Origin of the sequence: Priestia sp. YIM B13490 (assembly GCF_042787735.1) — a bacterium.
GTDB lineage: Bacteria > Bacillota > Bacilli > Bacillales > Bacillaceae_H > Priestia > Priestia megaterium.
The window spans coordinates 186817-211826 of sequence record NZ_JBHZOT010000003.1 but is presented as its reverse complement, the minus strand read 5'-3'; the positions used below and the strand labels follow the sequence as shown (position 1 = coordinate 211826).

Below are 25010 nucleotides of genomic sequence, written 5' to 3'. Positions count from 1 at the left end.
AAAAAAAATCCATAGTTAACAATGTTAACTATGGATGACGTATCTCTTTTACACTTCTGCTGTTTCAGGTGAGATAGTTTGATCGTTATATACGTTTGTATCTAGCTCTTTTGTTAATTTACTAGTGACGACTCCGGCTGTCATGCTTCCACTTACATTAAGCGCCGTACGCCCCATATCAATCAATGGCTCTACTGAAATTAATAAGCCTGCTAGCGCTACGGGCAAATTCATAGAAGATAATACAAGTAAAGCCGCAAATGTCGCTCCTCCGCCAACGCCTGCTACGCCAAACGAACTAATTGCTACAATGGCAATCAACGTGAAAATAAATGAAGGCGTTAAGGGATCAATACCTACCGTTGGTGCAATCATAACGGCTAACATAGCTGGATATATTCCAGCGCATCCGTTTTGACCAATTGTAAGACCAAATGAACCTGCGAAATTCGCAATTCCTTCTGGAACCCCTAACTGTCTTGTTTGTGTATTAACATTCAAAGGTAATGCTCCAGCACTTGTACGGGAAGTAAAAGCAAAAGCCAATACAGGAAATACTTTCTTAACATATGTGATCGGATTTACACCGATGATTGTTAGAATAACTAAATGAACAATAAACATAGCTGCCAATGCGACATAGGATGCTACAACAAATTTTCCAAGTTTAACAATTGCATCAATATCACTCGTTGCTACTGTTTTGGTCATAATTGCGAGTACTCCATAAGGAGTTAACCGAAGAATTAGCGTCACTACACGCATTACAATTGCATAAAGCGTATCAATAATTTTTGAAAATAACGCCGCTTCCTCAGCCTTTTTACGCTTCACGCCTAAATACGCAATTCCAACAAATGCCGCAAAGATGACAACTCCAATCGTGGAAGTTGAACGTGCGCCTGTTAAATCAAGAAATGGGTTAGCAGGTAATAATTCTACTACTTGCTGCGGGATTGTTTTTGCTTCTAAACTAGATAAATTATTTTCTAAGTCCTCTCCGCGCTGAAGTTCCGCTTCCCCTTTTGTAATTTGGACAGATTCTAAATTAAAGCTCGTTGTTGTAAAAATACCAATTGCAGCTGCTATCGCTGTTGTGACAAGCAAAATCCCAATAATTAAACTACTAATCTTTCCAATATTGCTCGTCAATTTTAAGCGAGTGAATGCCGCTACAATCGATACAAATACAAGCGGCATAACAATCATTTGCAGAAACTTAACATATCCGCTTCCTACAATGCTAAACCAATCGGCGGTCGTCATCGTTACTTCATGAGTCGGACCATACACCCACTGAAGAGCAAAGCCAAAAATAATCCCTAGTCCAAGCGCTGTAAACACACGCTTTGAAAATGATACATGCTTTTTCTGCATCATAAACAGCCCCGCAAGCAATGCGAGCATAATGAGGATGTTTAGGATGACTAATAAGTTATTCATAGATGTTCCCCCTGTAATTTTTTCCATAAATCATGTCTCTATTACTTATAATATAACAATACCAATAAGTCAACTAGGTTTTATGTTTTTTCCTGAAGATAGTTTTTTTGAATAATTTTGACAAAACAAAAAAGCTAAGGATTTTCCTTAGCTTTCTATTTTACGCTTGTATGTACTTCAGTGGTCTTTTGCCCCGTTACCAGAGATGGTCTTTCTTTCATTACACCGGATGTACTACAATTCATATATAGGATTACATTTCATATAATTCATTTAGCCATTTTACAAACAAATGTCTGGGTAATTCTAGTTCGTGAAGCTCGACATATTGAATATCAGATAGCGTCGTCCCTCTAGCCATATAAAAGTACCACTGCCAGCCAATATCTTTAGCAATGGCATAGGATTTAGCTAGATCTTGTCTATTATCTGTCTGCTGCATATCATTCATCCACTGCGTTTCATCCGCTTCATACTCATAATAATGGAGAGTATATTTATCACACCAATACGTAAGGTCCTGATGGGAAAACGGATTTTCTCCGTCACATACTTGAAGCAATAGCATTCTTAAATTTTCCGGTGTATACGGTAATATAATTTTTTGATCTGCACGTCTCATTTTGCTACCTTCCTGACATGTTCGTTTCTTTTATTACATCATGTACGGCTGCGTTTAGCAATAAGAAATGGATGACGTTTTCATTACTTTTCGTTTACAACATTTCATTTGCTTGCAAAAACCGCCGTATCTTCGACATACAGAGGCAGTCGGATTTTAACAATCGTCCCTTTGTTCTGTTCACTCTCAATCTGCAGGGTACCGTGATGATCATGAATAATTTTGGAGCTGATTGTTAATCCAAGCCCCATTCCTTTTTCTTTTAAAGTAAAAAACGGTTCTCCTATATGTTCTAGACGATCTTTAGAAATTCCTACTCCTTCATCTCTAACTTCTATAAAAATATGGTTATCCTGCGCTGTTTTGATTGTAATGTAAATATTTCCAGGCCTATCCATGGCTTCAATTGCGTTTTTAAAAACATTAAGTAATACTTGAATAAGGTGATTTTTATTTCCATACACACTAGCGTTATTTGTTTGTTCATCGTATAAGAAGTCAATGTTTTTCAATAAAGCTTCATGGGAAGTTAAACTCATTACATACTTAACCGCTTCTGTAAGAGAAAACACGCGAAAATGTTCACTTTCAGGTTTTGACAAAAGGAGCATTTCACTGACAATACCATTAATTCGTTCCAGCTCATCAAGCATGATGTTAGCATACCCTATTGCGGATCGGTCTGTTTCTTTCATGAGCTGAACAAACCCTTTAATACTCGTAAGCGGATTTCTAATTTCATGAGCAATTCCAGCAGCTAATTCGCCTACTACAGACAGCTTTTCCTTTTTTATCAGAAGCGCTTCTGCAAGCTTTTGCTGAGTGATATCTCGTCCAATTGTGATAAGAGCTTTTCTTGAGCCATCATCAAAAAACACAGGTACTTTAATAACATCAAATGTTTTGACCTCGCCGTTTGGTATTTCAAACGCTTCTTCCGTACGTACCTTTTCCTTTTTCCTCCAAGCTTCTTCATCCGATGAAATACAGTGTAAGAAAGCAGCTTGAAAGAAAGGGACAAGCTCCCCAAGTTCTGCATCGGTTTTACCCCTGTAATCAATACCCTTTAAATGATAAAGTTCTCTTCCAAAATCATTCACCGCCACCCATTTGCCAGCCCCATCTTTGAAACAAATAAAATCTGGCATTGAATTTATTAATGTAGCAAGCTGATACTGTTCATCAGACACCTGGGTATGAACCGAACGCTTATGAAGTAAATAAAACGTTCCAGCCGTTACGCCCACTAGTAAACTATCTTTTATCAAACTGCTAAGAGCATATGCTCCTTTAAAAAATGCCATTGTTTGAAAGACGATGTACACCCCTACAAGCAGAAGACCCGCTACCGCCGCTGCTTTTCGTACACCCTCCCTATTTTTTATCAATATTTCCCACCAGCCTTTGTTTTTTAAGTGAATACTCTCTATGTCTCATCAATTAAGTTCTGAATATTCTTCTTACTTTTAAACTAGTTTACCTTATTTTTTTATTCTTATCTAATACCTTTTTTTATTACTTTTGACACAGTTTCTTTTATCCTCTTTAGTTGTTTCCGCATTTTCATTTTATTTGAATTATTTTCTCTATCAAAATAGGAATTTAGATACGGAATATACTGGAACATTTAGGTAATAATACTCTTTTTTGTATTTTCTTAATATTGTAAATTCGAGTAGTACCAACTACATCGATAAATTTAGGGGGATTTTAATGAAAAAAACCGTGATTTCTTTGGCTGTAGCAACAAGTTTGACTTTATCTTTTACAAGTGTACAAGCTTCTACTTCTGCAAATGCTTCTCACCATCAAAGTTCTGAACAAAAAGCATTAAAAAAAATCAATGCTGAGAAAATTTATCAAGACATTGCGTATCTCTCAAAAAAACCTCGTGTGGCAGGAACTGAAGCTGAACGCGAAGCTGCTACATTTGTTCAAAAGCGTTTGTCTAAACTAGGCTATGAGAGCGCAGTAGAGCCTTTTACCTTTACCGGTTACACACCAGCAGCTAGTTTTTCACTAAGCGTAAACGGTACCAGCTACTCTCCAACAACTTTTACTTATAGCACCAATGGAAATGTCACTGCTGAAATTGTAGATGGAGGGCTGGGTACAAAAGATAATTTAGCAAACAAAGATGTAACAGGTAAAATTGTATTAGTTCAGCGAGGCACTATTACCTTTGGTGAAAAAGTATTAAATGCTGCTGAAAAAGGGGCTGCAGCCGTCATTATTTTTAATAATACAGACGGTGAGCTAAGCGGAACGCTTGGCGGCGCTAATGATAACTACATTCCGTCTCTTGCTGTTACCAAAGAAGAAGGTGAAAAGATTCTTACTTCTATTCAAAAAGGCGAAAAGCCTTCAGGTACAGTAAAAATTGAAGGAGCTGTCGTAAGTGAGCGAACATCTTATAATGTAACCGCTACTAAACCTTCTACTTTTAAGAAAAAAGGAACAAATGATATTATTGTAGTAGGTGCTCATCATGATTCTGTGGCCGGAGCGCCTGGGGCAAATGACGATGCTTCTGGAACAGCAATGGTGCTTGAATTAGCTCGCGTATTTAAAACTCTTCCTACTGATACAGAACTGCGATTTGTTACATTCGGAGCTGAAGAAGTAGGTTTACTAGGATCCGAGCATTATGTTAGTGAGCTATCTGAAGATGAGAAAAATCGTATTGTTGGAATGTTTAATTTAGACATGGTGGGAAGTCGAGATGCGGGAGATTTGGTGATGAATACAGCTGATGGAACACCAAATCTTGTCACAGAATTAGCTCAAGCTTCAAGTACAAGATTAAATGGATCACCTACGCCATTCCAAGCTGGCGGCCGCAGTGATCACGTTCCTTTTGCAGAGGCAGGAATACCGGCTGCTCTATTTATTCACAGTCCGTCTGAACCTTGGTATCATACGCCTGAAGATACCCTTGATAAAATAAGCAAAGAAAAACTTCAAGATGTGGCTGAGATTGTTGGAACAGCTATTTACGATCGTTCCCGTCCCGATCAACAAGGTTCTTCAGTTAAAAAGAAAGCAACATTTAAAGCTCCTCATCTTTATCACGAGCAAGATGTTAAATAAGAATCTGTCCCTGTTATTCATACATGATCAAAAAAAGAGATGTTTATGCATCTCTTTTTTTGATAAGCAGATTTCTCAAGGTTTTAAATCCATTATGCTACAATTATTATAGAGGAACCTCATTTATTGCTTACATAAAAATTTTGAACAAAAGAGGTGTATTTTTTGGATTTTACGGTAGACCATTCAATTCTTTTGCTATCTATTCTCCTTGTCATAGGGGTACTTACTGCAAAGTTCTCTACTCGCCTTGGAGTCCCTTCGCTTGTACTCTTTATTATTGTAGGAATGGTTGTTAGCCACTACATCTACTTTGACAATGCTCTTTTAACACAAGGATTCGGAATATTAGCGCTTATCATTATTCTTTTTGATGGAGGCGTGCAGACCAAATGGAAAGATGTTAAACGCGTTGTTCGCCCTTCCGTTTCATTAGCTACTTTCGGAGTCCTCATTACGACAGTTTTAACGGGTGTACTTGCCAAATATATTTTAGGTGTTACTTGGCTTGAAGGCTTTTTATTTGGGGCAATCGTTGGCTCTACAGATGCTGCAGCCGTGTTCTCTGTACTAGGGACACAGAATATCCGCCAAAAATTAAACTCCACGCTAGAAGCAGAATCTGGTTCCAATGATCCGATGGCCATCTTCTTAACCGTTTCTATTATTGAATTAATTCAACATCCGGACTCTCCTATCCTCTCATTAATCCTTAATTTCTTTTGGCAAATGGGAATCGGGCTGGTACTTGGTTTAGTACTCGGAAAAGCATCCGTTTGGATTATTAATCGAATTAATTTGGATTCTTCAGGTCTTTACCCTGTGCTTACATTGTCATTGGCCGCCTTAACCTATGGAATTTCCACATTTGTAGAAGCAAGCGGTCTACTTGCTGTATATGTAATGGCAGTGGTAGTAGGAAATGCAGATCTAACTTATCGTCACACAATTGTCCGCTTTAACGAAGGTTTTGCATGGATGATGCAAATTTTAATGTTTATTTTACTCGGCCTTCTTGTCTTTCCTAATCAACTGCTAGATATCATTTGGCAGGGTATACTGTTATCTCTTTTACTTATGTTTGTCGCTCGTCCACTCGGCGTATTTCTTTCGATGATGTTTGCTAAATATTCTTCCAAAGAAAAACTGTTTATTTCTTGGGCCGGTTTAAAAGGAGCTGTTCCAATTGTATTGGCTACTTATCCTATGATGGCAGGTTTGGAGAACAGCACGCTCATTTTTAACGTCGTTTTCTTTGTTGTCTTAACTTCCGCTCTTCTTCAAGGAGCAACAATCGCTCCTTTAGCCAAATTTCTAAACCTTTCTCAAGGTGAAAAAGAGACGGTTCCTCACAGTCTCGAGCTTGTTTCGATGGGCAAAACCAAAAATGAAATGATTGAGTTGAAGCTCGTGGAACATGCAGATATATCAGGAAAATCGCTTGAAGAACTTCACCTCCCTGAAGACATTTTAGTGACTGCTGTTATTCGAGATGATAAACTACTTACCCCTAGAGGAAATACACAAATTTTTGCAGGTGATACATTATATATTCTTATTTCGAAGAAAAAACGGGATAAAGTAAAAGCATTTTTCCAAAAAAATACGTCTGATGGGGACGAAAGAGAAGGAAAAACTAGTTAAAAAATTGGTTAAAGTCTTTACGAGAAAAACAGCACCCGATTATTGAACGGAGTGCTGTTTTTGCTGTTGCATCAAATAAAGAGATTTATAATTGGGGTGATGTTTTAAAAGTTCTGAGACCGTTACAAATTTATACCCCTCTTCCTTTAACTTCGGTAAAATTTGTTTTAATGCTTCAATGGTTTGGGTTCGATCTCCTCCCGTATCATGAAACAATACAATATCTCCTGACCTGGCATGGTTAAGCACTTGACTTACAATTTTACCTACGCCTGGATTTCTCCAATCAAATGTATCTTGATGCCAAGACCAAAGAATAATGGTATACTGCTGATTTTTAGCAGCTTTTACTACACGATCGTCATAATAGCCAGTAGGTGGACGAAACAGGTAAGGTTTTATTCCTGTAATAGCTTGTATACGTTCATCCGCTTTTTCAATTTCTTGTTCAATTCTCTCTACTTCCTGACCCCTTACTTTCAAATGGCTATATGTATGATTAGCAAGTTCATGCCCTTCACGAACTTCTCTTTGAGCAAGCTTGGGAAACGACGTTACTCGATCTCCGACTACAAAAAAAGTTGCTTTGGCACCGTACTCTTGCAATAAATTCAAAATGGTCGGCGTATATTTAGGATCTGGTCCATCATCAAATGTAAGCGCAATTAACTTCTCGTCTTTCATGGGAACTTCCCACACGATATCTCCTTTTTTTTCATAATAAAATCTGCTCTTCTTTGCAGCATCCGCCTGAATACCATAGAAATTAATGGAAACAATAATGATAATTGACAAGTACCATTTCACTCAATGACCTCCTTTTTTGTCTAGGTGTGCTTCATGCGTATTGTCAATAAACGCTTTAATACCAACTGCAAATAATCGTTCATCACCTAAACACACGCGCTGTTGACGGCGATTAGCTGCAGAAGTTGATTTACGGTTTTTCATAGTCTTCTCTCCATTACTAATTGATTGTGTTTTTAGCTTTACCAAAAAGTCAAAAATAAACCTACGGGTTCTAATATGGCGAAAACATTTTTTTATAGTAACTACACGCTGTCTAGCGTTTTGAATAGGAGATATATACATGCGAAAATTTTATTTAGCTTTTCTGTTAATGATAAGCACAACCATGGTTATACTGCCTTCTGTTAAAGCAGTCAGTGAAAGCAATACGAAACATCAGCAGCTGACCGTAAGCGAACAAGGATATTCTCTTTCATTGCCCAATGAATATACGCTTCAAAAAGAAGAGGATGGAAAAGATATTCTTTTTTCAACCAAGACTCCCTATACGTGGATGCGAATTGAAGTCCTTTCCAGGAAAGAAAGTACAAGCAAATCATATCTAGATCGCTCAAAAGAATTATTTGATGACCAGTTTGGAAAATCGTTAAAAATTTCTTCTACATCCCTATTTATTCAGCCTGTTGTGTTTGCATCTACATCCGGGAGTAAAAAAGAAACGGCAAAGCTATATGTACTAAGAGAAACAAAGGGGCACCCTGCTTTAAAAATCACGATGATTACAGCTAAAAATTCTGATGATGAAAAAAAGTTAATTTCAATTGTTAACTCAGTAAAAACGCATGAATGAAAATAGATAAGGAAGCCAGCTATGAAAAAAAAGATATTTCTTGTTTGCTTTATATGTTTGATGAGTGGCTGCTCAACTGCTTTTCGTGAAGAGCTTATTAACACACAAGAAGAAATTCCAAAAGAACGCTTGCCACAGCAAAAGTTCACCTATCCTTACAAAGGAAGCAGCAGAACAGAGGTAGGTTATCTTAAAAAAAGCACCAATCAAAACTATACGCTTTACGTACTAGAAGGATACAAGTTTACAGAAGAAGAGCCACGAAAAGATGTCATTTACAACAAAAAAAATGATGCTTTGTGGATGCGGATTGAAGTGTTTCCACCAAATAAAAGTGTAGATGAGCTCAATAAAGAAACAAAAAAAATTTTAAGAGCTGGCTTTTCAGAAGTGGCTTCCCTTGATACGCACCTCATTCACCATAACTTAGAGATAGCAGCTGCGTACAAAGCATCAGATGATAAAAGTAACGCATACGGTTTTCTCGTTCGAAAGCAAAATCAACACCCTACTTTCCGATTAACGATCTTTGCTCCTAAATCTGAAAGAGATTTAACTCCATTTTTAGAAATGGCGAGAACGCTTCAAAATGCATAAAACAGAGAAAAAGTCGGTTTACAAAGTGTGTAAACCGACTTTTTTTTATTTCATATCTAATAGTTTAGTTTTTAAATCTTTTTCCATTTGATACAGCTCTGATTCTGCCTCGGTACGCTTCGTACGTCCTTCTTCTTGTATCTTTAGCACTTCTTCTAACGTGGTAATCAAATCGGACTGCGTTTTTTTCAATGTTTCGATATCGACAATCCCCGCCTCGTTTTCACGAGCTACTTCAATCGTGTTCTGCTTGAGCAGCTCTGAATTTTTAGTAAGCAAGTCGTTTGTTGTCTTAGATACTTGCTTTTGGGCTTCCATTGCTTTCTTTTGGCGTAATAAAGTGGTTGCGATTACTACTTGATTTTTCCAAAGTGGAATAGCTGTTAAAATAGAGCTTTGAATTTTTTCCACAAGGGTCTGATTGACTTCTTGAATTAATCGAATCTGCGGTGCACTTTGAATGGCAATTTGACGGCTCAGTTTTAAATCATGCACTCGTTTTTCTAGCCTATTGATAAATTGATTTAAATCATTGACCTCCTGAGCCATCAAATAGTCATTTTTTTGAGATGCTGTTTGCTGAAGCTGGGGCAGCGTTTCATTCTGCAGCGCCACTAACTTGTATTCGGCCGCTGCAATGTAGACGTTAAGCGCCTCGTAAAACTGTTTATTTTTATCATATAAGCTATCTAGCATCGTAATGTCTCGATACAGCATTTGTTTTGAGCGCTCTAACTTATCTGCAATTTTATCAATTTCAACATTAATGCTTTGATATTTTGTTAATAAATTTTGAATAGGCCTAGAGACTCCTGAAAATAATCGACGGATGACTCCTTTTTTCTTTGCAGAAAAATCATCGGGATTCACTTGGCGAATCTTACTCATTAAATCTCCTATAACATCTCCTACTGGTCCCGTATCTTTCGTTTGCACATGCTGTAGTACAGATTGAGAAAACTGAGATAGTTCTGACTGAGCTGCTACCCCATACTGTAAGATAGCCTGCTGATTTTTATAATCAATTTGATTTGCGATTTTCTGTGCTTTTTCCTGATATTCCGGTGTCAAATCATCGTATGTGTTTCTTTTTGCAGCGCGAGAGTCCGATTGTACCTGCGGGGTAGGCGACGCAAAAGGATCATCAAGCAGCGCATCTAACGATTGATTTTGATTATATTCTTTCATCATAAAATCCCATCCTTTGCATTTACGTTACTTCGTGCGATTAGTAGCTGTCGGTATATACGGCTGCTCTTCTTCAAATGCTTGTTTTAGCACTTTAAGCTCTACATCTAACGTCAGCTTATCTTGTGAAAGAGCATTTGTTAATAAATGCTCATACTTCCCTGATAACCCGCGCAGCATGTCTTCCGCTTCATGAAGACTTTCTTTTACTTCTATGCTTTTCGTTGGTTTTGATAATAAAAACATATACCTTTCAATGACGGTAACCGTTGATTGTAAGTAGTTCGTAAAAAAAGGCTGAACATCTTTATATCGTGCGGGCTCTTTTTCTACCATTTCAATGATGCTTTTACCTACTTTGTGTAGTTTAGAAAGTTCTGTCCACATATGAACAGACCGAATTTTAAAACGATAGCTTCCAATGGTTCTTAATTGCTTTCTTGCCTCTTTTACTTGATGACGAACGTATGCAATTTCTTCTCTATACGGATTTTGATAATGACGTCGAGCACTGCTCATAATAAAAAACAGGCTCATCACGACCATTACTCCTATACTAATGCCAAAGGATTGAGTCATCGTGGTACTAAATCCAAAATAGCTGACCGGAACGGCTACTGCTCCTGTTGCCCAAATGGCAAGAATCTTTTTTATGATTCGAACGACTTTCATCGCTTTCACTCCTATCTCAAATGTGACCGAACTTTTAAACGTATACATATTATACCATTGTCTTCCCGTCTCTTAAAACGATTACTGTTATAATTTATATACGGATAAAACCTTTAAAGGTTTCACAAAACAAAAAAACAGGCAGCTATTAAAAGCTGCCTGTTTTTTATTGATCTTCGCGCTTGTTGTAATCATACTTCGAGCGTTCAATTGGTTTGAACCCTTCTGGTGTATGAAAGCGGAGTAAATCTCCGTAAACAAGTTTATCTGATAGTTCTAGCTTTTTCTTAACTAGTTCATCATACTTATCATACTGTTTCGCTTCCTTATCTGAAAGCTGCTTGCCCGTTGCGTTGTCATACACTTTCTGATCAACTTTTGTTACCTTAGGTGTAACAAAGTCACCGTTACGGAAAGGTACAACTTGCTGATGTTCTTTTGATAATAAGTCTGTACCAAAGTCAATATAGTCTTTTGTATCAAGACCTAATAAATGCATCACTGTTGGACGAACATCTACGTCTCCGCCATACGTATGATTTACGCCGCCTTTAAGGCCTGGTGAAGTAATAAATAATGGTACGCGCTGCAGTTGAGCTTGTTCAAAATCATTGATGTTTTTACCCATTACTTTGCCCATTGCACGCTTATGGTTTTCAGAAATACCGTAGTGGTCACCGTACATCACGACCATCGTATTGTCTGCTAAGCCAGAGGCCTGTAAATCCTCAAAGAATTGCTTAATTGATTCATCTAAATAACGAGCCGTTTGGAAGTATTGGTCAACTGACTTATCTCCCGTATTGTGAGGTCCAATCGTTTGGTCTTCCTTATCTAGCGGATAAGGGAAGTGGTTTGATAACGTAATGAACTTCGCGCTAAATGGCTGCTTTAAGCCTTTTAGGTACGGCATTGATTCTTTAAAGAATGGTTTATCTTTTAAACCATAGTTCAGCGTATCTTCGTCTGACATATTGTAATAAGCTGAATCAAAGAATTTTTCTACACCCATTGATTTATACATTTCATCACGGTTCCAGAACGATTTTCCATTTCCGTGGAACACAGATGTTGTATAGCCTTGCTGATCTAGAATACCAGATAGCGACTGATAGGTGTTATTTGCTTTTGTTGTAAATACAGAACCTTGAGGTAAGCCGAATAATGAGTTCTCCATCATGAATTCAGCATCTGACGTTTTACCTTGCCCTGTTTGATGGAAGAAGTTATCGAAATACATTGTGTTCTGATCTTTTAGTAGTGAATTTAAGAACGGCGTTACTTCTTCACCATTTAACTTATAACCAATCATAAATGACTGAAGTGACTCTAATGAAATATAGATGACGTTTTTGCCTTTTGCTTGACCGAAATATTCTTTGTTCGGCTCAGCATATGTTGCTTTTGCATAGTTCTCTACCTCAGCCACATCACTGCTATCTGCTAGCGCGCGCTGTGCTGAAGATTTCGAGCTCTGGATGATGTCATAGATCGTATAGTTATACGTTCCTAAATATTTTACTAAATAGTTGCGGTCAAATGTTCTTGTTAATAGTTGAGGACGATCCATTTCCGCTAGTGCGATGTTGGCACTTAAGAATAAAATCCCTGATAAAAATACACCTGTCACAGTACGTCGACTAATTGTTGCTGGTAAGTCAACTTTTTTCCATAGTACTAAAACTAAAAGAATAAAGAAATCTGTGAAGTATAAAATATCAGTTGGGCTAATTAAAGCCATGGCACTGCCGCCTAATTGACCAAAGTTGTTTGACTGAGTCAATACAGGAACAGTAATAAAATCATTAAAGAAGCGATAGTATACTACATTTGCGTACAGGATGAATGAAAGTAAAAAATTCATTCCAAGCAGTGCTCGTACTTTTCCCCGCCCTTTAAATAGTAGTGCAATGGCAAAAAAGAAAATTGCCGAACCAATTGGGTTTATGAAAAGTAAAAACTTTTGCATAAAATTATCTAGCCCTAAGTTAAATTCGATACGATAAACGGTATACGTTTTAATCCAAAACAACAAAACTGCAATTAGAAATAACGGCAGCTGTTTCGAAAAAATATTTTTACCGTTTGTCATGAGCTGTTTCATATTCCCACCTCTGTCTCTATTGAAATTTAAGCTCACTTTTATTTTTATAGTAAATGTAAAAAGAAATCTCCCTTACAAAAAATGTAAGAGAGCTAATCTGTTCTTTCACATTTTAACTCTTTAAAAAAAATTGTCAACACCGCTACGTATAATTTTCACCAAACGTGAGAAAATAACTACTTTCTTATTCCCAGCTATATCGGCTTTCAAACACAAATGTTTCCTATGCTTTTTTTCTTCTCACTATTTAATACGGACAGCTTCTCTTTAAGTTTCACTATTTTATATTTATTTTTTATTTTGTCCACTATACATATAAATTTAACACTTGCCTTAGTTTTCCTTCTCCTTTACAAGAGAATGCATAAAAGCGCTTGTGAATATTTGTTATACTAATACCTCTTATTTTCTTTTCTTTCTACAGTAAACCACATATTTTGAGTTATTTCTTTCTTTAAATTTGAAAAAAATGTGTCAGTTTGCATCGAAAATTTTTATTTTTTTACCTTTTTGTTTATAATATAAATTATAAATATTATTTGAAATTTCAGATCTCTTTAACGTCTGATCTAGAAAGTGCATTTTTTATATAAAATTGGAATGAGTATGGGCTATGCATGCTTGTATACCTAGAAGTTTAAACGTCTTACATTTTTATAAAGGAGAAAAAATGAAAGAATGTATTGTTTTCATTACAAATATTATTAATGTATTGCACGACGGATTAATTTATATTTTTTATTTACTAGGATTTTCTCTTTCAGATAAAGAACTTCACTTCTGGATTATTGGTATTATTGGACTGCTCACGTTTTTAAGCGTTTATATGATCTTTAAATTATTGTCAAAGTGGAAATTTAGTATTACAGCTATTTCTTTTATCTATACCCTTACCGTTATGCTTGTCTTAGTTTTTGCCATTGAAATTCAGCAAGGAATTACCACCCGAGGCAATATGGAATTTGATGATGCCATAGCAGGTTTATGGGGATTTTTAGTCTTTTTTAGTATTTATATCGCCTTTGCTTCTTTTTTTCTTTTATCCAAGAGGTTGTTGTCTTCGAATAAGGAGAAAAAAATAAAAACCGAGGCCCCTACTCGGAGCCAAAGGCACGTGAATTAATTTCATTTGAGTTTCAAAACGACTTGATGAATTCGTATTCGATTATATCGTTGAACCAAAATAAACGGTATGTTTGCGACAATCGCATAAATAACCATCCAAACACCTATAGAAGGAGAGTTCCATATAAAAAAAAGAATAGAAGGAAGTATGCTGATCCAGTGAGTTAACTCTGCTCGATTTGTTTCAATTAAAAAAAGCTGTGCATATTCCTTCGTTCTACTCTCCCATTTCTTTTTATAAAATCCTCGTTTAGATAGCTTTCCTGCATCAGGAAGCCACGTTTTCCATCGGTGCACCCCCAATTTTTTATATATCCCAACTGTTTCCCAGCTTTGAACCTTAAACAGCGCAAGGTCCTTCTTTAAATAAAAGGCAGAAATTTTTGTGCATCTGTAGGCGATCAACATGTGAATCACAAACCATGCCATGATATTAATTAAGAGCTGAGCACCTGTCATTTTATCACTTTCTTCTTTTTTTCTTCTTCTATAGATATGCTGCGTTCTTTCCATTTAACTTGCTTTCTCACCGCCGTTTGGACGAAAGACCATACGAATAGACCCAGAAAAAACAGTACATGAATAGGAAATAAGCACAAAGAAAAAAAAGTAAACGAACCTATTTTCCTTAAGCTATTAAATAAGAGGCTTACATAGCAAATATAGCTGCTAATTGCCAAGCCTGCATGTTGATTCCATAGAGTAGGTAAAAAAAGGATATAATTAATCATACTAGTAAGCCACAAGCTTACTAGAAATAAATAAATGGCTTCCGTTTTCCCCGCACCTGAAGCAAAACTTTTACTCCACCCTCTTATAAGGCTTTTCATACCATTTGGATACATGCGCATGGAAAAAGCTCCCTGTCCACTCATACACGTAATAAATTCACCTTGTTTGTTCATTTTCTCAACCAGCGCCATATTTTCAACCACTTCTTTTTTTATCCCTTCGTGGCCTCCGCTTTGAAAGTAGGAGGCTGCGCTGCAAAGCAAGCACTGCCCGAAACCGACAGAAGGACTTTTCCAATTTTTAAAGGGGTGAAACGCGCCAATCGATGCAAACGTAACATAGTGAAATAAAGCAGAAAGCATTTCATAAGGCCTCTTAACAAGGTGATAAGGATGAACCGACAGCACACCCCCTTGCTGTTGATAATAGAAAAATACTTTTTCAATTCCGTCTTTCTCTACTGTAATATCAGCATCTAAAAACAAAAGCACCGAGCCTTTTGCTTCTCGTGCTCCATTCCAGCATGCCCATGACTTTCCTAGCCACCCAGCTGGAAGTGCGCCCGGTTGCACTACTTTTACGCCAAATGCTTTGGCTACCCTCTCAGTATTATCTGTTGAATTGTCATCTACAACAATCACTTCAAAGTCAGCGTTCCGTAACTGGAGTGACTGCAATAAAAAGGTAAGGTTTCTTTCTTCATTTCTAGCTGGAATAATAATGGACAAACATGACATATTGTTTCTTACTATTTTTACACGTTTAAATGTAGGGATAGTGATGACAAGCGTAGCTGTCAAGACAAGAGCAACCAGTAAAAAAGACATCCTTTTCTCCTTTCCTTCACGTATGAAAATTAGCAAACTGGACAAAATAAAAAGTTGTAGACCTATTTTTATTTTGCGTGAAGTCATTTTATACACATTGTTGACAACTCGCTTTTGTTTTATAAGGAGGAAAAAGATGAAAAAGAAAGTAATTGTTGTAGGCGCAGGTTTAGGTGGTCTGTCAGCTGCTATTCGTCTGTCAGCTGATGGATATGATGTAACAATCGTTGAAAAAAGCGAGCGAATTGGCGGTAAGTTAAATATTCGCAGCGGCAAAGGATTTTCTTTCGATACGGGACCTTCTATTTTAACAATGCCGTGGGTGCTAGAGCAGCTGTTTGACAGTGCAGGCCGCAATATCCACGACTACTTAACAATAGAACGAATTGAGCCTCAGTGGAGAACTTTTTTCCAAGATGGAACACAAATTGATTTGACCAGTGACCTTCCTCGCATGCTTCAGCAGCTTCAAGAACTTGCTCCAGAAGACATTGAAGGTTTTTTTGACTATTTATCTTATGCAAATAAAATGTATGAATCGAACTTAAAAAGTTTTTATAAAAAAAGTTTATCTGGACTTCACGATTTACGAACGATGCACACGGTAAAAGAACTGCTTCAAATGGATCCAATGAGGTCTATGGATGCTACTACACGCAAATATTTTTCAAACAAACATTTGCGTCAATTGTTTAATTTTTTAATTATGTACATCGGTTCTTCTCCTTATCATGCACCGGCTGTATTAACACAGCTTGCTCACGTTCAGCTAGGATTAGGTATTTATTACGTAAAAGGCGGAATGTACAAAATTGCTGAAGCGATGGATAAGCTCCTTCAAGAACTTGGCGTCACTGTGCATCTAAATACGCCGGTAAAAGAAATCACAACAAGCGGAGCAAAGGCAACTGGAATTACACTAGAAAATGGCGAGAATCTATCAGCAGATATTGTGGTATCTAATCTAGAAGCAATTCCAACTTACCGCTATTTATTAAAAAATCATGCGCAAGCAGCTAAGCAAACTCAGCAGCTTGCAAAATTTGAACCTACTGTTTCTGGCCTTGTTCTTTTATTAGGGGTTAACAAACAGTACAAGCAGCTTCAACATCATAATTTCTTCTTCTCAAAGGATCAGAAAGAAGAGTTTGATACAATCTTTAACAAAGGTCAAGTAGCCATGGATCCGACAATTTACATTGGCGTATCGTCTAAATCAGACCCTACGCAAGCTCCTGAAGGAAAAGAAAACCTGTTCGTTCTTACTCATGTACCTCCTTTAAAAGAAGGCGACGACTGGGCTGCATTAAAAGACCGCTATCGTGATGTCGTATTGAAAAAGCTTGAGGCAATGGGATTAGAAGACTTACGTTCAAGCATTGAGTTTGAATATACGTTTACTCCTAACGATATCCAGGAGCTTTACGGTGCTAACGGCGGGTCCATTTATGGCGTAGCAACTGACCGTAAGAAAAATGGAGGTTTTAAAATTCCGGCAAGAAGTCAGCTTCTTTCTAACCTTTATTTTGTAGGCGGATCTACACACCCTGGAGGCGGCGTGCCAATGGTGACATTATCTGGTCAGCTTACAGCGGACGCAATTAATGAAGATTTTCAGATTCCTCCTATGCAAAAAGATATTGGATAATGAAAAAGTGCAGGAAATTCCTGCACTTTTTTTAAAAGTTCATTTTTGACTGTCCACCGTCTACGTTTAACGTCGCACCAACTATCCATGAAGCTTTAGAAGATGCTAAAAAGGCAACGGCGTTTGCCACTTCTTCCGGCTCTCCAAAGCGCCCTGCTGGTATTTCGTTTTCAACAAATTGCTTAATCTTTTCCGGATTTTCATCCATTCTTTTTTTCCAATTACCCGTTTCATGCAAAATGCTTCCCGGCGCTACTCCATTTACACGAATTCCTTTAGAAATCATTTCATCTGCAAACGACTTTGTAAAGCTGATAAGTGCTGATTTTGCGTTATTGTACGTGACTTTCCCTCCACTTTCCCTTCCGAAAATAGACGTAACATTAACGATTGCCGCATCTTTTGTCATACGCGTCGCTGCTAGCTTGCTCAAGTGGACAGCTGAAAAGTAGTTAAGCTCCATTGCTTCTTTGAAAAGGGATAAATCTGTTTCCATCGCGGTGCTTCCATTACTTCCTCCAGCGTTATTAATTAAAATATCAATGCTTCCGAAGTCGTTAATGAACTTCTCAATTAATGCAACTCTGTCTGATTCGTTTGTTAGGTCTGCTGTATATGTACGCACGTTTTCTAATTCTGACTGTGCATCCTGTAACGCTTCCTCTCCTCTTGCCGCAATTCCAACGTTTGCTCCTTCTTGAATAAACAAAGCAGCAATAGCCTTCCCAATTCCTTTTGACCCGCCGGTAATAAGTACATTTTTACTTTGCAACTGTAAATCCACACGTATCCCTCCACGTTAAATGATAATTACTATACTTTCTATCATAGCTCACTGCATGTCAAAATTAAAATCATATACTGTTTTACCTTTTTACTCCTTTTAAATCACCGCGTTTTATGGATACATTCTTTGAATTTATTGTCAGAACTCTTAGCAAAAACAAGCAACGGCGTGATATAATGCTTTTTGGTGTAAATGTTTTCAAATTGGGGGTTTTTTAATGCAACAAACGTTTTCAACGTCTCAAAAAGTTAAGCAGTTCGTTTTTATTTTATTTCCGATATTGGTCACCCAGTTTGGAATGTTTTCAATGACTTTTTTTGATACGATGATGTCAGGAAGGGTAAGTGCAGATGACTTGGCAGGGGTAGCAATTGGTTCAAGCTTATGGGTACCTGTTTTTACAGGGCTAAGCGGAATTTTAATGTCTATTACGCCAATTGTTGCACAGCTTGTCGGAGCTAATCAAAAGAAAAAAGTTCCGTTCTCCGTCATTCAAGGGCTTTATGTCTCCATTTTAATGGCCGTTGTTATTATTTTAATCGGTTTTTTTGTTGTTGATCCTATTTTAAAAGGGATGAATTTAGAAGCAAACGTAATGCGCATTGCCAAACAGTATTTAATTGCTTTATCTTTTGGTATTATTCCGCTTTTTATTTATACTGTTTTACGAAACTTCATTGATGCTTTAGGGCAAACTCGTACGTCTATGCTTATCACCATTTTAGGGCTTCCCGTTAATGTAGCTTTAAACTATGTATTAATCTTCGGTAAGCTGGGCTTCCCCCACTTGGGTGGAGTAGGCTCTGGTTATGCAACTGCCGTTACGTATTGGTGCATACTCATTGTATCCATTGTAATTATTCATAAAAAAGAACCTTTTTCTAACTTCGATTTATTTAAAAGATTTCATCGTATCTCTTTTTCTACTTGGAAAGAAATATTAAAAATTGGTTTACCTATCGGTTTTTCGGTCTTTTTCGAAACAAGTATTTTTTCAGCCGTCACGCTGTTTATGAGCTCGTATAATACCATTACGATCGCTTCTCACCAAGCAGCTATTAATTTTGCCTCATTTCTCTATATGATTCCGCTGAGTATTTCTATGGCTTTAACGATTGTTGTGGGATTTGAAGCGGGTGCTAAGCGTCATCAAGATGCACGAAGCTATAGCAGGATCGGTGTAACTATCGCTGTTGGCATGGCTTTTGTTTGCGCAGGTCTTTTATTTACTCTTCGAGAATCAGTAGCTTCTTTGTATACAAAAGATGCAGAGGTACTCGCATTAACTTCTCATTTTTTGATTTATGCAATTTTCTTTCAGCTTTCTGATGCTCTTCAAGCTCCTATTCAAGGCGCTCTGCGAGGATATAAAGATGTAAATGTTACCTTTTTAATGTCCTTGGTATCTTATTGGGTAATTGGTCTACCTTTAGGCATTGTTTTAGCAAAATACACCGATTTACAGGCGTTTGGCTATTGGATTGGACTAATTGCGGGGCTTGCTGCAGGCGCAACAGGACTTGCGTATCGTTTGATAAAAATACAAAAAAAACAGCTGCTAGAGGAGAATAAATCTTCTCGAACGGCTTAAACAAAAAAAGAACGTTCTCAAAAGAACGTTCTTTTTTTGTTTAAAGATGGATTGATACTCTTCCTTATACTAAGGCCTAAAACTTCTTATTTATTCAAGGTACGCTCTAACTCTTGTAAAAGCTGTTCCGCACCTTTTTTACTTAACACAACGTTTCCATTCCCAAAGGTTAAGTTTTCACGCGTAATTTCCCCAGTTACTAAGCAAGCACCATACGGGCTATACTTTTGTAAAATAATAATATCTTCATCAACATATATTTCTACTGGATCACCTGTGTTGATATTTAAAATGCGGCGCAATTCAATAGGAATTACTACGCGACCCAATTCATCTACTTTTCTTACAATTCCTGTAGACTTCATAAAATCCATTCCTTTCATAGTAAACAAATAATATCTTCTCGATACAAATCTAGTCAAATTCGTCAGAGTTGCTAAAACCAAAATGCTTGAATGATGGTCTGATAACGGTTTATAAGTTCTTAAAATATGGCAAATAACGCATTAAATAGATTTATATACACTTTGTATCATATCAATTCGTACACTATTTATGAATAGTGCATAATCTTTAAAATCGAATTCATCCATATATGTTAAAAGTGTGTATTTTATCCATAATATAACTATATATCCATCTTTTACACTACTTTGTACCCATTTTATAACTTTTATTCCGACATAAGACGACAAAATCAGCTATAGAAAAAACGTGTCTTTTCTACCTAAAGACACGTTCATTTGGACCCGAAGTTGTCACGAATAGCTTTTTGAATCATAGCTTCACACCGCTCCAGCTCTACTTTTAATTGTTTTTTATATAATTTAGCTTTCTCTTCTCCCTCATTTGTAAATGTATAATAAACCACTTCTTGAAGCTTCATTCCTTCTTTTTTACGCTTCACCTGTTTGAGGACACCGTCTTCAATCAAGTCATGAAGGGCTTTGTATACTTCAGAATGATTAGGCTTGAATCCAAAAGGTCGAAATTCATCTCTTAACACATCTAATAACCGAAGGCCATACAGACGCTCTTGTTCTGTCATCGTAATCATATATAATTTTAAGAAAGCACGTTGTTTTAATAGAAAACCACTGGATGTACGCTTTTCTCTCATCTCAACTTCCTCCTTCACATACTTGCTTTCATTCAGGATAATAGAAAGCTCTATACGTAATTATACTTTTTTTATTCTACATAATCCTTCTTTTTCACTCAAAATCTCTTTTTTTTCTCACATTTTTTCACTTATTTACGTGTTTTTCTCATTTTTTGTAAGCAGGCATTGAATTTTCTTTTTTTCATATATATAGAAGGAATTTACGTGAATATAAGGAGGGTTTCCTTTGAGTAAAAAATATGAAGAGATTGATTGGGGTTCGATTCAGCATAAGGTAGAAGATATGCTTGGAAATCACTTTTGGAGCGATTTAAATCACATCTTGCCCAAGCGATTTCCAAACGTCGACTTATATGAAACCGATAAAGAAGGCATTATCGTCGTTGAGGTTCCTGGACTGCATTCAACTAACGACATTCAAATCAAGTTGGACGCAAATATATTAACAGTTGAAGGAAACGTTCCTTATGCTTATGAAGCATCTAAACAAAAGTTAAAGCTCAACGAACGCCATACAGGCGTATTTTCTCGCACGGTCAAACTTCCTTTTCACTACACAGACGAACCAGTTCGCGCTAAGTACAAAAATGGATTATTGGAAATTCGACTGAATAAGATAGAAAATGATCAAACCATTGCCATACAATTTGAAGATGATTAACTGCACGTAACAAAAACCCTTCTGTTAGCAGAAGGGTTTTTGTTAGAGCGCTGAACTTAACACAATGTTTCCTTTTGGCGTCTTATTATTCGCGTTCGGTTCTAAAGTAATCGCCATAACATCCCACTTTTCAGTCTGTTCTTTTTGGCTCATCGTATAGACCACTGTCCCGTTTCCATTTTTATCTGTTACAAAAGCACCTGCCGGATGAGGCTTATCACCTTTTATGAGCCACACCTGATAGACTTCATTCCCCTTTACGTTTTTCAAGTTATTCGCTTGAATAACCACATTTAGATTTCCACCTTTTTTCGTAAGAGATGCTGTTGCTTCGCCAGAAACGTTCGGCTCTGCCTGCAGCTTCATTGTTTTTTCAGATGTAAGAGGTTCGTTTTGAGGAGCAACCGAAACATTTGGCTCTTGTTTGCCTTTGTCTCCATCTTTCAACAGAAAGTAGCTGTTTCCTGCAAGGGATAAAAGAAGTGCCGCAGCTAATCCAATAATGATGGACTTTTTATTTGATTTCTTAGACGCAGCATGTTGTTTTTCATTTTTTAAAGCGATTGGTTCTCTCTTTGTCTCACCTTGTTCTTCTTCGAATACATTCGCAAGTATTCGCTGTTTCATTTCTGGCGGAGGAGATTGTTCTGGTGTCAAATACGTTAGATCTCCAAGAACTTCCTCCAGCTCTCTTAGTTCTTCTTGACAGCTTTGACAGTTTTTCAAGTGCATTTCAAACTCTTTTTTCTCATGGGAAGTCAACTGATCATTATAGTAATCAATTAGTTTATTGCACATACTCATGAATCAGCTCTCCCTTCTGCATCAGTACATAAATATGTTTTTAATTTCCGCAACGCTAATCGCACCCTACCCTTTACTGTTCCTAATGGGATTTGCTGCTCTTCTGCTACTTTTTGCTGCGTTAATCCCTTAAAATAAACGGATTGAATAATCTTTTTTTGGTCTTCAGACAATTTTGATACAGCGTGCCGCACTCTCTGCTGTTCTTCTTTCCACTGAAGCTGCTCGTCAATCTTAGGATGATCATCTTCAATAAAATCAAAAATTTCTTCTGAGAAAATAGGATCGTTTTTTCTTTTTCTTACAATATCAATCGCGGTGTTTCTTGTAATCGTAAACAGCCATGATGAAAACTTCCCTTTTTCATCGCTGTAAACTCCTTTTCCTCTCCACAGCTTAATAAACACTTCTTGAACAGCTTCTTCAGCAATATCAGAGCTATTTGTTAACCGGTATATAAACGAATAAAGAATTCGCTCATACTTGTCATACAGCAGTTCAAGGGCTTTTTTGTCTCGTTCTTTTATTCTATTGTATAAGACAACGTCGTTTTGCTCTTTCATACCCTTCTCCTTTAACTCTTATGAGTCCTTATTATATAATCGAATTACCTTTGAATTTGGATCACTTTCACATCTTTTAAACGTACCTTTATTTTTCAAAAATGACAAGTAATTATACTTTTTTTATGGAATAGGAGCGAAATCGTCCAATGAAACATTTAATTCTTTTTGATGGTATATGTAATTTATGTAATAGCAGTGTTCAATATATTATTAAACATGATGAACAAGCTTTGTTTTCTTTCGCTTCTCTTCAATCAGATTTCGGAAAGCAGCAGCTAGCCTCTCACGGCTTACTTCCTGAGCAATTAGACAGCATTGTATATATTCATGGAGACCAAAGATATGTAAAATCAACGGCTGCTTTAAAAATCGCCAAGCGCTTAGATGGACCCGTTAAATTTTTATATGCTTTCATTATCATTCCTGCACCTATTCGAGATATAGTATACAACTGGATCGCTCGCAACCGATATAAGTGGTTTGGCAAACAGCAGCACTGCATGCTCCCAACTTCTGATATGAAAAAGCGGTTTGTTGATGACTAAAAAAGTTTGGGCCATAGAGAAAAAACAGTTCCAAAGAGGAATATATGTATGTTAAGGAAGTCTATTCATTAAAAAATCCGAACTGATTCAACATTCCAATGAAAGAATGCTGAACTATAGTTCGGATTTTCCAGCTAACATATGGTTGTATGAGCTTTTTTAGCTTCCACCCATTGCTTTTTTATTCGTTGCTTCAATTGCCTGCTTTATTATTAGGGAAAAGTCTTGTTCTTTCATCACTTTTAACCCTTCGGCAGTAGCGCCGCCTGGAGTTGTTACTTGCTCTCTTAAAGACGCAGGATCTTTGGTTTCATGCAGCATTTGTACAGAGCCATACATCATTTGAATAACTAAATCTTTGGCTGTTTTTTCGTCCACACCGTAAGCAGTAGTTGCATCAATTAACGATTCTGCAAAATAATATAAAAACGCCGGTGCACTGCCAGTTACAGCCGTTAGCTCATGTACTTCTTTCTCTGAACACTCATGCGCTTTACCAATTCCTTTTAAAATCATTTGAAGCACTTCTTTATGCTCTTTTGTGGCAGAAGTTCCAAGTGTATATAGTGACATCGATTGTCCAATCATAGCAGCTGTATTTGGCATAATCCAAGCGACAGGCGTACCCTGCGGAAGATGACTTTCTAAGTAACTCGGACCAATCCCTGCCGCTAACGTTACGACAAATTGTTGATTTAAATGAGTTGAAAGTTCCTTGAGCACGAAAGGATGGGCCTCAGGAGGCATCGCTAAAATAATAACATCCGAATTGTCGACTTCTTGGCGCCAATTTTGCGTCGTTTGTACGCCGTACGTTGTTTCAACACGCTGTAACCGCTCAATATCTCCGTTGTTTGACATCACCACTGCCTCAATACTGTCAGCGCTGCTCGTAACCAAACCAGCAGCTACAGCTTCAGCCATTCGTCCTGCTCCAATAAATAAAATTCGCTGTTTTTTCATCTGTTACTCCCAGTTATATGTCCAGAATTCTTCTCTAGTTAATAAACGTTCCATTTGCGGATAGTCAGATAAGCGATCGAAGTCAATTGCGTTCATCATTCCTTCTGTTTGAGAACGATGGGCTTTTAACGCTTCAATTTTTTTATCTTTCATCGCTGTTACATCAAAAATAACATCTGGTTCTCCAATATGTTCAATACGATCTTTCGAAAACGCATGACACCAAACAACCGGACGCTTTTCTTTTGGCATACGTTTTACCGCTTGAATCGTAGCTGCACCCGTAGCATTATGATCAGGGTGTACCGCAAAGCCAGGGTAATGTGTTAAGATGTGAGTCGGCTTTACATCGTTAATGATTTCTTCAATTTTATCTGCAAAAACATCAATATCAAGAAATTCCAGCGTTTTATCACGAAGCCCTAGCATACGCAAGTCTTGAATATCTAAAACGTTCGCTAAATCTAAAAGTTCTTTTTTTCGGATTTGAGGTAAAGTTTCACGGTTAGCAAACAGCGGTCTACCCATATTTCGTCCCATTTCACCTAGCGTAACACAGGCATATGTAACGGGCGTTCCTTTTTGTCTAGCTTGCGTGATCATTCCTGCTGCTCCATATGCTTCATCGTCAGGATGCGGAAATACAATTAATAATCTTTCTTCCATGTTCTATTCTCC

The 25010-nt window shown here is 37.2% G+C and carries 26 protein-coding genes; 9 read left to right on the top strand and 17 right to left on the bottom strand.

Annotated features, from left to right (window positions below; translation table 11 throughout):
- Positions 1–48 precede the first annotated feature (48 nt).
- The 3 genes from ACFX4R_RS10970 to ACFX4R_RS10960 all read right to left on the bottom strand — a co-directional run bounded on the left by ACFX4R_RS10970 (position 49) and on the right by ACFX4R_RS10960 (position 3453).
- The gene (locus ACFX4R_RS10970; RefSeq protein ID WP_025752064.1) at positions 49–1443 is read right to left on the bottom strand and encodes an L-cystine transporter; all 1395 of its coding nucleotides are present in this window, start codon (positions 1441–1443) and stop codon (positions 49–51) included.
- 253 nt (positions 1444–1696) lie between these two features.
- A complete protein-coding gene (locus ACFX4R_RS10965) occupies positions 1697–2065 on the bottom strand; it encodes a hypothetical protein (protein ID WP_013082877.1) in 369 nt (122 codons plus the stop codon).
- Between the two features lie 104 nt (positions 2066–2169).
- Complete coding sequence (locus ACFX4R_RS10960; RefSeq protein WP_043982065.1) at positions 2170–3453, bottom strand: ATP-binding protein; 1284 nt, start codon at positions 3451–3453, stop codon at positions 2170–2172.
- A gap of 325 nt (positions 3454–3778) precedes the next feature.
- On the opposite strand from ACFX4R_RS10960, the gene ACFX4R_RS10955 reads away from it, so the two are divergent.
- Complete coding sequence (locus tag ACFX4R_RS10955) at positions 3779–5155, top strand: M28 family peptidase (RefSeq protein ID WP_162214109.1); 1377 nt, start codon at positions 3779–3781, stop codon at positions 5153–5155.
- A 165-nt stretch (positions 5156–5320) separates the two neighbouring features.
- On the top strand, positions 5321–6799 hold the full coding sequence (locus tag ACFX4R_RS10950; protein WP_043982063.1) for a potassium/proton antiporter: 1479 nt from the start codon (positions 5321–5323) through the stop codon (positions 6797–6799).
- Positions 6800–6838: 39 nt separating this feature from the next.
- Here the strand turns inward: ACFX4R_RS10950 and ACFX4R_RS10945 are convergent, their stop codons facing one another.
- Positions 6839–7606 carry a polysaccharide deacetylase family protein gene (locus tag ACFX4R_RS10945; RefSeq protein WP_043982062.1) on the bottom strand — a complete coding sequence of 256 codons (768 nt, stop codon included), beginning with the start codon at positions 7604–7606 and terminating at the stop codon, positions 6839–6841.
- Positions 7607–7750 carry a hypothetical protein gene (locus ACFX4R_RS10940; protein WP_165575249.1) on the bottom strand — a complete coding sequence of 48 codons (144 nt, stop codon included), beginning with the start codon at positions 7748–7750 and terminating at the stop codon, positions 7607–7609.
- Between the two features lie 139 nt (positions 7751–7889).
- Here ACFX4R_RS10940 and ACFX4R_RS10935 point away from each other — a divergent pair, with 139 nt between their 5' ends.
- A complete protein-coding gene (locus ACFX4R_RS10935) occupies positions 7890–8399 on the top strand; it encodes a hypothetical protein (protein ID WP_043982061.1) in 510 nt (169 codons plus the stop codon).
- 21 nt (positions 8400–8420) lie between these two features.
- Positions 8421–8996 carry a hypothetical protein gene (locus ACFX4R_RS10930; protein ID WP_043982060.1) on the top strand — a complete coding sequence of 192 codons (576 nt, stop codon included), beginning with the start codon at positions 8421–8423 and terminating at the stop codon, positions 8994–8996.
- 45 nt (positions 8997–9041) lie between these two features.
- Here the strand turns inward: ACFX4R_RS10930 and ACFX4R_RS10925 are convergent, their stop codons facing one another.
- The 3 genes from ACFX4R_RS10925 to ltaS form a co-directional block, all read right to left on the bottom strand.
- On the bottom strand, positions 9042–10187 hold the full coding sequence (locus ACFX4R_RS10925; protein ID WP_377569558.1) for a toxic anion resistance protein: 1146 nt from the start codon (positions 10185–10187) through the stop codon (positions 9042–9044).
- A gap of 24 nt (positions 10188–10211) precedes the next feature.
- A complete protein-coding gene (locus ACFX4R_RS10920) occupies positions 10212–10856 on the bottom strand; it encodes a 5-bromo-4-chloroindolyl phosphate hydrolysis family protein (protein WP_043982059.1) in 645 nt (214 codons plus the stop codon).
- A 166-nt stretch (positions 10857–11022) separates the two neighbouring features.
- Positions 11023–12960, bottom strand: coding sequence for a lipoteichoic acid synthase (gene ltaS, locus ACFX4R_RS10915; protein WP_013056729.1), 1938 nt, complete (start codon positions 12958–12960; stop codon positions 11023–11025).
- 670 nt (positions 12961–13630) lie between these two features.
- On the opposite strand from ltaS, the gene ACFX4R_RS10910 reads away from it, so the two are divergent.
- Positions 13631–14083 (top strand): hypothetical protein, encoded by a 453-nt coding sequence (locus tag ACFX4R_RS10910; protein WP_013082868.1) that lies wholly within the window; start codon positions 13631–13633, stop codon positions 14081–14083.
- Positions 14084–14085: 2 nt separating this feature from the next.
- Here ACFX4R_RS10910 and ACFX4R_RS10905 read toward each other — a convergent pair whose 3' ends face one another.
- Entirely contained in the window at positions 14086–14598 is a 513-nt protein-coding gene (locus ACFX4R_RS10905; RefSeq protein WP_377569556.1) for a glycosyl-4,4'-diaponeurosporenoate acyltransferase CrtO family protein, read from the bottom strand.
- The gene (locus tag ACFX4R_RS10900; RefSeq protein ID WP_162214106.1) at positions 14541–15644 is read right to left on the bottom strand and encodes a glycosyltransferase family 2 protein; all 1104 of its coding nucleotides are present in this window, start codon (positions 15642–15644) and stop codon (positions 14541–14543) included. The genes ACFX4R_RS10905 and ACFX4R_RS10900 overlap by 58 nt, the downstream gene beginning before the upstream one ends.
- Before the next feature lie 136 nt (positions 15645–15780).
- Here ACFX4R_RS10900 and ACFX4R_RS10895 point away from each other — a divergent pair, with 136 nt between their 5' ends.
- Positions 15781–17292: a phytoene desaturase family protein gene (locus tag ACFX4R_RS10895; protein WP_043982055.1), complete on the top strand. Its 1512-nt coding sequence runs from the start codon at positions 15781–15783 to the stop codon at positions 17290–17292.
- 31 nt (positions 17293–17323) lie between these two features.
- Here ACFX4R_RS10895 and ACFX4R_RS10890 read toward each other — a convergent pair whose 3' ends face one another.
- Positions 17324–18076, bottom strand: a complete 753-nt coding sequence (locus ACFX4R_RS10890) for an SDR family NAD(P)-dependent oxidoreductase (protein WP_013082864.1) — start codon at positions 18074–18076, stop codon at positions 17324–17326.
- Between the two features lie 220 nt (positions 18077–18296).
- Here ACFX4R_RS10890 and ACFX4R_RS10885 point away from each other — a divergent pair, with 220 nt between their 5' ends.
- Positions 18297–19670 carry an MATE family efflux transporter gene (locus ACFX4R_RS10885; protein ID WP_016763847.1) on the top strand — a complete coding sequence of 458 codons (1374 nt, stop codon included), beginning with the start codon at positions 18297–18299 and terminating at the stop codon, positions 19668–19670.
- Between the two features lie 86 nt (positions 19671–19756).
- Here the strand turns inward: ACFX4R_RS10885 and ACFX4R_RS10880 are convergent, their stop codons facing one another.
- Positions 19757–20035, bottom strand: coding sequence for an AbrB/MazE/SpoVT family DNA-binding domain-containing protein (locus ACFX4R_RS10880; protein ID WP_025752053.1), 279 nt, complete (start codon positions 20033–20035; stop codon positions 19757–19759).
- A gap of 374 nt (positions 20036–20409) precedes the next feature.
- A complete protein-coding gene (locus ACFX4R_RS10875) occupies positions 20410–20790 on the bottom strand; it encodes a replication termination protein (protein WP_013056721.1) in 381 nt (126 codons plus the stop codon).
- A 229-nt stretch (positions 20791–21019) separates the two neighbouring features.
- Between ACFX4R_RS10875 and ACFX4R_RS10870 the strand changes: the two genes are divergently transcribed.
- Positions 21020–21454, top strand: a complete 435-nt coding sequence (locus tag ACFX4R_RS10870; RefSeq protein WP_013082862.1) for an Hsp20/alpha crystallin family protein — start codon at positions 21020–21022, stop codon at positions 21452–21454.
- Positions 21455–21496: 42 nt separating this feature from the next.
- On the opposite strand, the gene ACFX4R_RS10865 is transcribed toward ACFX4R_RS10870, so the two are convergent.
- Together ACFX4R_RS10865 and ACFX4R_RS10860 are read right to left on the bottom strand one after the other, a co-directional pair.
- A complete protein-coding gene (locus tag ACFX4R_RS10865) occupies positions 21497–22258 on the bottom strand; it encodes an anti-sigma factor (protein ID WP_016763846.1) in 762 nt (253 codons plus the stop codon).
- The gene (locus tag ACFX4R_RS10860; protein ID WP_377569553.1) at positions 22255–22821 is read right to left on the bottom strand and encodes an RNA polymerase sigma factor; all 567 of its coding nucleotides are present in this window, start codon (positions 22819–22821) and stop codon (positions 22255–22257) included. The genes ACFX4R_RS10865 and ACFX4R_RS10860 overlap by 4 nt, the downstream gene beginning before the upstream one ends.
- A gap of 149 nt (positions 22822–22970) precedes the next feature.
- Here ACFX4R_RS10860 and ACFX4R_RS10855 point away from each other — a divergent pair, with 149 nt between their 5' ends.
- Entirely contained in the window at positions 22971–23369 is a 399-nt protein-coding gene (locus tag ACFX4R_RS10855; RefSeq protein WP_237074836.1) for a thiol-disulfide oxidoreductase DCC family protein, read from the top strand.
- Between the two features lie 159 nt (positions 23370–23528).
- On the opposite strand, the gene proC is transcribed toward ACFX4R_RS10855, so the two are convergent.
- Both proC and bshB2 read right to left on the bottom strand, forming a co-directional pair.
- Complete coding sequence (proC, locus tag ACFX4R_RS10850; protein WP_043982049.1) at positions 23529–24332, bottom strand: pyrroline-5-carboxylate reductase; 804 nt, start codon at positions 24330–24332, stop codon at positions 23529–23531.
- A gap of 3 nt (positions 24333–24335) precedes the next feature.
- A complete protein-coding gene (gene bshB2, locus ACFX4R_RS10845; protein WP_013056715.1) occupies positions 24336–24998 on the bottom strand; it encodes a bacillithiol biosynthesis deacetylase BshB2 in 663 nt (220 codons plus the stop codon).
- Positions 24999–25010 lie beyond the last annotated feature (12 nt).

Bases quoted from the DNA above. Each gene is read 5' to 3' on its own strand.
- ACFX4R_RS10970 (WP_025752064.1), bottom strand. From the start codon at position 1,443: ATGAATAACTTATTAGTCATCCTAAACATCCTCATTATGCTCGCATTG.
- ACFX4R_RS10965 (WP_013082877.1), bottom strand. From the start codon at position 2,065: ATGAGACGTGCAGATCAAAAAATTATATTACCGTATACACCGGAAAAT.
- ACFX4R_RS10955 (WP_162214109.1), top strand. From the start codon at position 3,779: ATGAAAAAAACCGTGATTTCTTTGGCTGTAGCAACAAGTTTGACTTTA.
- ACFX4R_RS10940 (WP_165575249.1), bottom strand. From the start codon at position 7,750: ATGAAAAACCGTAAATCAACTTCTGCAGCTAATCGCCGTCAACAGCGC.
- ACFX4R_RS10935 (WP_043982061.1), top strand. From the start codon at position 7,890: ATGCGAAAATTTTATTTAGCTTTTCTGTTAATGATAAGCACAACCATG.
- ACFX4R_RS10930 (WP_043982060.1), top strand. From the start codon at position 8,421: ATGAAAAAAAAGATATTTCTTGTTTGCTTTATATGTTTGATGAGTGGC.
- ACFX4R_RS10925 (WP_377569558.1), bottom strand. From the start codon at position 10,187: ATGATGAAAGAATATAATCAAAATCAATCGTTAGATGCGCTGCTTGAT.
- ACFX4R_RS10920 (WP_043982059.1), bottom strand. From the start codon at position 10,856: ATGAAAGTCGTTCGAATCATAAAAAAGATTCTTGCCATTTGGGCAACA.
- ltaS (WP_013056729.1), bottom strand. From the start codon at position 12,960: ATGAAACAGCTCATGACAAACGGTAAAAATATTTTTTCGAAACAGCTG.
- ACFX4R_RS10910 (WP_013082868.1), top strand. From the start codon at position 13,631: ATGAAAGAATGTATTGTTTTCATTACAAATATTATTAATGTATTGCAC.
- ACFX4R_RS10905 (WP_377569556.1), bottom strand. From the start codon at position 14,598: ATGGAAAGAACGCAGCATATCTATAGAAGAAGAAAAAAAGAAGAAAGT.
- ACFX4R_RS10900 (WP_162214106.1), bottom strand. From the start codon at position 15,644: ATGTCTTTTTTACTGGTTGCTCTTGTCTTGACAGCTACGCTTGTCATC.
- ACFX4R_RS10895 (WP_043982055.1), top strand. From the start codon at position 15,781: ATGAAAAAGAAAGTAATTGTTGTAGGCGCAGGTTTAGGTGGTCTGTCA.
- ACFX4R_RS10885 (WP_016763847.1), top strand. From the start codon at position 18,297: ATGCAACAAACGTTTTCAACGTCTCAAAAAGTTAAGCAGTTCGTTTTT.
- ACFX4R_RS10880 (WP_025752053.1), bottom strand. From the start codon at position 20,035: ATGAAGTCTACAGGAATTGTAAGAAAAGTAGATGAATTGGGTCGCGTA.
- ACFX4R_RS10875 (WP_013056721.1), bottom strand. From the start codon at position 20,790: ATGAGAGAAAAGCGTACATCCAGTGGTTTTCTATTAAAACAACGTGCT.
- ACFX4R_RS10865 (WP_016763846.1), bottom strand. From the start codon at position 22,258: ATGAGTATGTGCAATAAACTAATTGATTACTATAATGATCAGTTGACT.
- ACFX4R_RS10860 (WP_377569553.1), bottom strand. From the start codon at position 22,821: ATGAAAGAGCAAAACGACGTTGTCTTATACAATAGAATAAAAGAACGA.
- ACFX4R_RS10855 (WP_237074836.1), top strand. From the start codon at position 22,971: ATGAAACATTTAATTCTTTTTGATGGTATATGTAATTTATGTAATAGC.
- proC (WP_043982049.1), bottom strand. From the start codon at position 24,332: ATGAAAAAACAGCGAATTTTATTTATTGGAGCAGGACGAATGGCTGAA.
- bshB2 (WP_013056715.1), bottom strand. From the start codon at position 24,998: ATGGAAGAAAGATTATTAATTGTATTTCCGCATCCTGACGATGAAGCA.